This window comes from Paenibacillus naphthalenovorans (genome assembly GCF_900099895.1).
In the GTDB taxonomy this organism is placed as follows: domain Bacteria; phylum Bacillota; class Bacilli; order Paenibacillales; family NBRC-103111; genus Paenibacillus_G; species Paenibacillus_G naphthalenovorans.
This window is the reverse complement of record NZ_FNDY01000046.1, coordinates 21,045-29,244: the sequence shown is the minus strand read 5'-3', so window position 1 is coordinate 29,244 and position 8,200 is coordinate 21,045. Positions and strand designations below refer to the sequence as shown.

The 8,200-nt window shown below is 49.1% G+C and carries 7 protein-coding genes; 3 read left to right on the top strand and 4 right to left on the bottom strand.

Going from position 1 to position 8,200, the window contains the following annotated elements; translation table 11 throughout:
- The first annotated feature begins 178 nt into the window (after positions 1–178).
- The 3 genes from tnpA to tnpC all read left to right on the top strand — a co-directional run bounded on the left by tnpA (position 179) and on the right by tnpC (position 2,507).
- Positions 179–520, top strand: coding sequence for an IS66 family insertion sequence element accessory protein TnpA (gene tnpA / locus BLT35_RS24520; RefSeq protein WP_074730039.1), 342 nt, complete (start codon positions 179–181; stop codon positions 518–520).
- Positions 514–867, top strand: coding sequence for an IS66 family insertion sequence element accessory protein TnpB (gene tnpB, locus BLT35_RS24515; RefSeq protein ID WP_074730038.1), 354 nt, complete (start codon positions 514–516; stop codon positions 865–867). Before tnpA ends, tnpB begins: the two co-directional genes overlap by 7 nt.
- Positions 868–938: 71 nt before the next feature.
- A complete protein-coding gene (tnpC, locus tag BLT35_RS24510; RefSeq protein WP_074730040.1) occupies positions 939–2,507 on the top strand; it encodes an IS66 family transposase in 1,569 nt (522 codons plus the stop codon).
- A gap of 365 nt (positions 2,508–2,872) precedes the next feature.
- Here the strand turns inward: tnpC and BLT35_RS24505 are convergent, their stop codons facing one another.
- From BLT35_RS24505 to BLT35_RS24490, 4 genes are all read right to left on the bottom strand, one after another.
- On the bottom strand, positions 2,873–3,382 hold the full coding sequence (locus tag BLT35_RS24505) for a carbonic anhydrase (protein WP_074730037.1): 510 nt from the start codon (positions 3,380–3,382) through the stop codon (positions 2,873–2,875).
- A 106-nt stretch (positions 3,383–3,488) separates the two neighbouring features.
- Entirely contained in the window at positions 3,489–3,854 is a 366-nt protein-coding gene (locus BLT35_RS24500) for a Na-translocating system protein MpsC family protein (RefSeq protein ID WP_027094041.1), read from the bottom strand.
- A gap of 39 nt (positions 3,855–3,893) precedes the next feature.
- Positions 3,894–6,554, bottom strand: a complete 2,661-nt coding sequence (locus BLT35_RS24495; RefSeq protein ID WP_074730036.1) for a DUF2309 domain-containing protein — start codon at positions 6,552–6,554, stop codon at positions 3,894–3,896.
- Complete coding sequence (locus BLT35_RS24490; RefSeq protein WP_074730035.1) at positions 6,551–8,086, bottom strand: NADH dehydrogenase subunit 5; 1,536 nt, start codon at positions 8,084–8,086, stop codon at positions 6,551–6,553. The genes BLT35_RS24495 and BLT35_RS24490 overlap by 4 nt, the downstream gene beginning before the upstream one ends.
- Between the last annotated feature and the right edge of the window lie 114 nt (positions 8,087–8,200).

The window sequence follows — 8,200 nt, the reverse complement described above, 5'->3', positions numbered from 1 at the left end:
AGTGGATCATTCATGGTTCCTTTAAAATTCACCATCGGAGATGCGATTTCCTTTCTTTTTCTTCTTTTTCACAGAAGAACTATCACGGATTCAGGTATGCGTCAAACAGTCCCCACCTTCAACCGGCCGAAGCCGCGTGAGACAATGAAGGCAACCGAACGCCCAAGGAGGTTGCCTCATGACGAAAAAAGAACAGCTACGGCAGCAGTGGCATGCGCGTATCGCCGAGTACCGGGCCAGCGGCCTGACCTTGAAAGCCTGGTGCGCGGCCCACGACTGCACGGTCGATCAAATGAAATACTGGCTCTACAAATCCAGGAAATGCGCGCCTTCCATCTCGACCGTCTCCTCCACGCCAACCCCGGCGACACACTTTGTTCCGCTGGCCGTGGTCGACGAGGGAAAGCGCGCGCCGCTCGTCCTTCGCGTCGGTCCGGCCCAGATCGAACTTCACGCCGGCTTCGACCCCCGGTTGCTTCGCGAAGTCGTGCATGCGCTGGCGGAGGCGGTGTCATGCTGACGCTTCCGAATCCCGAGAACGTCTATTTGGCCTGCGGATCTACGGATTTGCGCAAGTCCATCGACTCTTTGGCCGCTCTCGTGCAGGAGGGCTTCGGCCTGGATCCGTTCGCGCCCAGCCTCTTTGTGTTCTGCAACCGCCAGCGCGACAAGCTCAAGATTCTGCTCTGGGATCACAACGGTTTCTGGCTGCTATATCGGCGGTTGGAGCGCGGAACGTTTCAGTGGCCGACCGGCTGCGAAGGAACGGTCACCGTCTCCAGTCGCGAATTGCGCTGGCTGCTGGACGGGCTGACGCTTACGCAGCGTATGGCGCATCCGCCGGTGCGGGTCCAAGCTGTCATGTAGCAGGATTTGTTTTCGATTTTTCGTCTTATTTCCCGGCAGGAACGGCCTACGGGATGTCGAAGTTGGAGGGTATGGAAAATCGAGCGAAAACCCCTGCCACAACCGAAGACCTGTTGCGGCAAAACGCCAGGCTGGAACAACAAGTCGCGGAACTGTCCGCCAGGCTGCGCTGGTACGAGGAACAGTTCCGGCTGGCGCAGCACCGGCGTTTCGCCTCCTCCAGCGAACAAACGCATCCGGATCAACTGACGCTGTTCAACGAAGCCGAAGCGGAGGCCGATCCGAAGGCACCCGAGCCGACGGTCGAAACGGTGACCGTTCAGCGGCGGAAGAAAGCCAAAGGCGAACGGGAAGCGAAACTGGCGAACCTGCCGGTCGAAACGATCCACTACACGCTGGACGAAACGGAAGGCGTCTGCCCGGATTGCGCCGGGCCGCTGCATGCGATGAGCACGGAAGTGCGGCGGGAACTGAAGATCATTCCGGCGCAGGTGAGCGTCGTCGAGCATGTACGCCACGTGTACAGTTGCCGCTGTTGCGAGCAAACGGGCGTGCGCACCCCAGTCGTGACCGCACCCATGCCGGCCCCGGCGTTGCCGGGCAGTCTGGCGTCGCCCTCCATGCTGGCGCACGTGATCCATCAGAAATACGTGAACAGCTTGCCGCTCTACCGGCAGGAAGAACAGTTCCGGCAATGGGGCATCGACCTGTCGCGGCAGACGATGGCCAATTGGCTGATCGCCGCCAGTGAGCGGTGGCTCGTTCCCTTGTACGATCTCTTCCATGCCAAGCTTCTGGCGCAAGATCATGTCCATGCGGATGAAACGACGCTGCAGGTCCTGCGGGAGCCGGGCCGATCCGCGCAAGCGAAATCGTACCTGTGGCTGTATCGCACCGGGCGCGGAGCCGAGCTCGACGTGGTGCTGTACGACTACCGGACTGGACGCGGCAGTGAACATCCGGAGGCCTTTCTGGCCGGATTCACGGGGTACTTGCAGACGGACGGCTACAGCGGATATGCCAGGCTCAAGGGGGTTACGCAGTTGGGCTGCTGGGCGCATGCGCGGCGCAAATTTCACGAAGCCGTGCAGGCGGCGCCGCCGGCGCAACGCGCCCAAACCGCCGCGGCGGAAGGGTTGGCCTTGTGCAATGCGCTGTTTGAAGTCGAACGCCGCTGGAAGGAGGCGACGGCGGAGGAGCGCCATGCAGCCCGCCTGGAGGAAAGCCAGCCGATTCTGGATCGGATGGCGGCTTGGCTTGAGGGCCAACGCGCGCGCGTGTTGCCCAAAGGGCTGCTCGGAACGGCGATCACCTACTGCACGAACCAGTGGCCGAAGCTCACCGCCTTTTTGCAGGACGGCCGGCTGGAGATCGACAACAACCGCAGCGAACGGGCGATCAAGCCGACGGTGATCGGCCGAAAAAACTTCTTGTTCAGCAACACGCCGCGCGGAGCGAAGGCCAGTGCGGTGTTGTACAGCATCGTCGAAACGGCGAAAGCGAACCGGCTGAAACCGGAGGCTTATTTGCAGTACCTGTTCGAGCAACTGCCGCAGTTGTCGAACCCGCGAGACGCTGCCGCTCTGGAGAAGTTGGCTCCGTGGTCCCCCGCATTGCCGATCACCTGTCGCCTGTTCTGACGTTGTGCCTCGAACCGCTCTGACTGCTCAGTCAGGGCTCTTTGGCGTTCCGTCCGGTTCGGTGCTCTCGCGCACACGTTTCGTTCCTATTCTCGCAGGCTGGAGACGCTTTGACCAGGTGTGCTGGATTTGACGCTTACGTTGTTCAGTTCTGTCTGTTTGGATAAAGGGAGCAAATAGCTCCCTATTTCTCATACTCATAAGAACCCAAGCGTTAATTTCTGGAGGTTTGGGACAGCGCCCCCAAGATTATGCCGACAGTTCGGCTTTCAATCGATTCATTAAGAAAGTGGCTAGCTGCACAGCAGCCCCTTTAATTGGTTTAAAAATTAATTTATTCATTTTAGCTTAACATCATTATTGTCTTAGGAAATGTTAATTTCTGATACTTTTCCGCCCATTTTGTCAATCAATAATCCGTGAACTTGAACATCAGATGGCATCAACGGATGTTGACGAATCATTTTGACACTTTTCTGTATACCTTCAGTTGAAGTTTTGCTGCCCTCTAGCCATTCACTTAACTTGATGCCAGGAAAGTCTGGCGTGCAATGTTCAAAAAGATAATTGATTGTTCGTAATTTCTCTTTTAATTCTTCGTTTCCATATATTTTTTTAAGTAATTCTTGTCTTTCCGCTTTATTGACCGAGTCATCTTTTTTCCCGAATACAAAAATTTCCTTAACTTTTTCTTCATAAACGGCAATCATTATAGCTCGCATTACATCGCTGAAATGTTGTGAAATAACTGGCCCATCTATTTGCAGGATCAACATGTTATTCGGATGGATATTGACCGCCTGTTGTAATAAGTGTTCCATATTATCTTCCATTCCAATCACAAATAATGCTTTTTTGTTTTCAACTGAATTCATAGGATTACCCCCCCTTAGTTTTGGGCATTTATACCAATGAACAAACGAATTTAGAACAGAAACAACCGAACAACGAACCTGATTCGTACATAGCCGTCAGTATTATTTATAATAATTTGTTTGTTAAATCATCTGAGAGCCGAAAGACCATGATTCGTTCTCCAGTTCTTGTGCTAATGTCGGTATGAAAATTCACGACTTCAAGACCGGTAATATTAAAAATAATCTCTTTAAGATCCTCGATACCTGATTCCACCAAACTTGTTCGGGTGTTTTTTATAGATAAAATCCCTTCTTTATCTTTACAAAGGGTGTATTCTGCCGGGGTCAGTATCCCGCGCAAAGTAACAATAATCATATCCCGTAGAATATCGGATTTAACCGTTAGAGAACCGCGTCCAAGATACTCTTTTTCCCAATGAGTTAAAGCTCTGCTTACTTCAGCTTCAATCATACCTTTTGATTTATCCATATCGTTTTCTCCCCAATAATTTTTGGTACATAACGGCAATCACATGTTTAATGACCAACTTTTCCAGTATCCTTTTGGATCCAGGTTTGCAAGCCGTACCCATCCGTTTTGAACCTTTTGGCGGAACATATGATCATGATCCAGCAATCGCTCCACATACTCCTGGGGTGCTTCAATGAGAATCAGCAAACGCAGAGAAGCATGATAGAACTCATGATCCGATTTCATCACAGACTGCCAGGGAAGTCCAGTTAACAAGTCGCTCGCATTTCCTTGCATGACGCCGATTCCGGCAGTAACGGTTTGAGTTGCCTTATTTCCGCTTCCATAATAATGCGGCGCTACGGTAGACGAATAATACTGAAGGTTTATCCATTGAGCCACCGTCGCTGGCCCAGTAATAATGTTCGCAAGCAACGTACCATCATGATCCTTCTGCCAGTCATAACTGTGTAGAAAAACTCTTCCGTCCAAATTGCACTCCTTAGTAAGCCGGCGACTTCCAATGATAAATGCAGCGTTTCGTGCGAGTCCCCATTCAGGGCGCATTTCACTCCAATCTTCCGCAAAACGTTGCATCTCGGTCGTCGCCTTTTCTAAACGAGGTGCGAGATTGGGTAATTTCGATAATTGCTCTTTATTTACACGTTCCGTAACCTTTGGCAATGCGGCACAAATTCGGTCAAATGCATTTTGGGCCGCATTTGAGAGTTTGGGAACATATACCCAACGTAATTCATTAATGGTCGTGATATGCTCGGCAGCCACGAATACTGTCTCTTCCGGAATTACAATCCCTTTGTGTGCCAAGGTATTCCTTACGTTTGGAAGGTTACACAAGCTGGCTAGAACTCGTGCGTTAAATCGGCCCGATGCCCCTCCACAAGCACCACAGTCTAACGAGGAAGCATATGGATTGTTGGTGCTGTGACTACCATGACCGCAAATCACTACTAATGGAGCAAAGTGATCGGTTAGCCCCATCATTTTCAGCGCTTGCTGGACGTAATGCACCTTCTCTTCTTCAGAAAAACCAACCGGGAGTTCCGTTTCAGATTGCACATAATCCAACGATAGCTCCGTAGAAGGTTTACGCAACCATGTTTGTCGAATCTGTTGGAATACGCGACCTGCTTCCCGCGGGAAAAGGCTGCGCCCCAACATCTGAAGGCTAAGCCAGGGACCGCTTATCTCCGGCAACAATAAGCTTGTAAGCAGGTTTTGTTTCATCATTTGAAACGTATGGTTAAGTGAGTTTACCGACTGCAGACGTTGTAGATATCGATTGGATTCAAATTCGGAAGCAAGCTCCTTTACTTTGCACTGCGGTTCGAGAATAACCGGTAAGGAGAAATGGCTATGTTTGCTCCCAAGTTCAACCGTCTCAATAGGCAATCCGAAAAAACCGGCAACTCCATACGTTGCAAAAGGACCTTCTTTTTCAAGTGCGCGCCGAAAAGGCTCTGAACGCGTATCAATACAAAAAGCAAATTGTGCCATTACAGACTTTACATCGTTTGATACACATGGTCTTGATGAGATCTTTACTTTCAATTGATCTTCGTATGTTTGTTCCCACGCTTCCAGCCAAATCCGTCTTCGGAGTATATCATCAAAACGATACGCAAGGGTCAAACGCGCTTTTTGCTCCGAAGAAGACAACATTGACCATTCTTCAATGGAAGTATCCCCCCAGTGAACCCACGCCGCGATCAACGGAATCAGCCGTAATACATCTTCCGATTTTGGCTTGATTAAAGGCAGATAAGGTGTTATAAATGCCCGTTCCATAGTAATGCGAACGGCCAAATATTCCAATAAAAGTGACTTTTCTTCGATTGATTGCTGAGAACGCCATAGCATCATTCCCGCCCATCCAGGCAAAGAAAGCAAATGTGCCTCAAGATACTTCTGTATGTGTGGTTGGGAAATTTCAAGCGCCGACAGAGCCTCCAATAAAGCCTCGTGTGCCTCTTGCGGACATTTACTTAATTGCTTGCGTTGCGATGGAAGAAGTGCCGGATCGTACTGAACAAGGCGGCGCCAGGTGCGAAAGAACCCTTCCTTGCGACTGGGCATGGACCAGGCTGCCTGAGACTCGTCTAGGTACAATTTACACCATTTAATTACGTGGTGATCCAGATAACTGGCCACATTGACGCCTTGTTGCCGTTCCACACGAAAACTCAAGGTTTGTATCGGTTGTTCCTCAAAAAACTGCAATGTCAGATGGCTCAGTTTCTTCGCCAAGACCGTTAATTCCGGTGCTTCTAGAACGTTGGCAGGTAGATTATCCAACCGAAGCGCGGCGCGACAGAATTTCTCAACGACGTCTCTTGGCAAATCAAGAGATTGTGAATCAAGCCAATGTCGGAAATTTGTTTCAAGATATTCCGGATCAATTTCCCCTCGATTCTTCGCGTCCTTCAGAATAGAAACATTAGGATATATATCTACATCGCAAACGGCTTTGAACCAACGTGCGACCTGTTCGAATGGTTGCTCTTCCATCCCCGCCCAGGGATGACGGGCTGCAAATACTGAGATCGGTCCCAAGGGTGCGATGACTCGACTTGCGGACTTAACCAAATCGTGAATAGCGGGTTTAGAATCGGGAATCAGACCTTGATCAAATTGATCCGTTATTGCGGCTACCTCTTCCAATTCTGATTGTTCGAGTAATGTTAATGATTCGGTCATTTCTTATTCCCTCCTTTAGACATACTCAAAACAAGAAACTTTGGATGGCTTTCGACCGAATTGGGATGAGGTTCACTCAATCGTACGAGCCATAGATACAACGCAGCAAAAGAGGTGGAAGAATGATGGCGAGTTGACCAAAAAACAACAGCATTGCCGGTTAGTAAAATAAATAGAACCAAGATGAGCAATGTTGCAGACGGAAGTACTACTTCCGAAACGGTGCCATGCAATAGATCTTTGAAAGCTGCATGGATGATGTTAAAAACGATTGTCACTCCAGCTATTAGAAAAAAGCCAACAAATCGCCCAATATGTCCGTGCCCCGAAGTTACAAGCTGTGTCCATGCAATTGACACGGACCATCCCAGAAGTAGTGCGCTAATGAAGTCATGACCCGTTCCATTGTCATTTATCCAATAACAGAACCCCACTGCCAGACCTAAAAGACCCCCTGCCGTATTCCATATAAGTGGCGAATGGCGGGTTGTAGGATTAGTTCTCTTATTGTGATGAACAACTGAACCTGCCTGCAAAAAAAGGGTGGATTTAAACAGGCCATGTAACACTGCATGAATGATAGCTGCCAAATAAGCACCTAATGCACATTGAATCAGCATGAAGCCCATCTGGGCAATCGTAGAACCGACTAACTGACGTTTATAGTCAACCTGGACCAAAATCATTCCTGTTCCTAGCAAAACGGAGAAACCCGAAAGAACGATCAAAAAGATTTGGGCTAAATCGCCGCTAAATAGCGGTGCGAATCGAGTCAGTAGTATTCCACCGGCATTCACTATACCCGCATGCATCACTGCGGAGACAGGCGTTGGAGCAACGACTGAGTCCAGTAACCAGCGTTGAAAAGGATACTGCGCGGCAGGAATCGCCACTGCGAACACCAGCAGCAAATTTATACCGGTTTTCTCCCACGAGCCAAGGTTCATTAGACTGTCTTTGGCAAGTACAAATGATAGCTGCCAGTGTCCAGTTGCTTTTGCGAGCCAGATGATGGCCAACAACATCATTAGCCAACTAAGCGTCAACAATTGCCTGGAACGCGCGATCGCAGTTTTAGCTGCTTGCCACTCTTTATTTAAACTTATGAGCCATGTGATTCCTAACAGAGTGAATCCCCAGAAAACCATAAGCCAACGAAGATCATCGCTTAACCAGGCGACTGAGGCAGAACCTGTAGTGAAGGTGAAGAGCGCAAAATATTTTCTGTAATTACGGTCACCAAGCAAATAACGAATGGAATAACGCTGTATTACAAAACCAATGATGAGGACAAATAATGCTGTCAACCAAGCCAGGGGATCAAGGTGCCAGGGGCCATAAATCTTATTCGTTTTGAAAGCAACAAGATTCAACAGCGACATTAAGGGTGATAATCCATATATGCCAACATGGAAACGAACAAATTTTAAGGGAACGCGCGGATGCAGCATAAAAAGCGCGCTAAATAATGAAAGCGAAAGGGTTACAAAAAAGGTTATCGTTAATGAATTAGAATTCAGCAAAGTTAACATCTGACTTCCTCCAATGATCCAGGAAACTGTTTATTCCATCACACACATTTGAATTTTTTCAACAAAAAAACCGACAAATCCAGAATTTAATGGCCGCTTTTAACGCCATTAAAT

Excerpts from the sequence above, each read along its gene's own strand:
- tnpA (WP_074730039.1), top strand. The coding sequence starts at position 179 with ATGACGAAAAAAGAACAGCTACGGCAGCAGTGGCATGCGCGTATCGCC.
- tnpB (WP_074730038.1), top strand. The coding sequence starts at position 514 with ATGCTGACGCTTCCGAATCCCGAGAACGTCTATTTGGCCTGCGGATCT.
- tnpC (WP_074730040.1), top strand. The coding sequence starts at position 939 with ATGGAAAATCGAGCGAAAACCCCTGCCACAACCGAAGACCTGTTGCGG.
- BLT35_RS24505 (WP_074730037.1), bottom strand. The coding sequence starts at position 3,382 with ATGAATTCAGTTGAAAACAAAAAAGCATTATTTGTGATTGGAATGGAA.
- BLT35_RS24500 (WP_027094041.1), bottom strand. The coding sequence starts at position 3,854 with ATGGATAAATCAAAAGGTATGATTGAAGCTGAAGTAAGCAGAGCTTTA.
- BLT35_RS24495 (WP_074730036.1), bottom strand. The coding sequence starts at position 6,554 with ATGACCGAATCATTAACATTACTCGAACAATCAGAATTGGAAGAGGTA.
- BLT35_RS24490 (WP_074730035.1), bottom strand. The coding sequence starts at position 8,086 with ATGTTAACTTTGCTGAATTCTAATTCATTAACGATAACCTTTTTTGTA.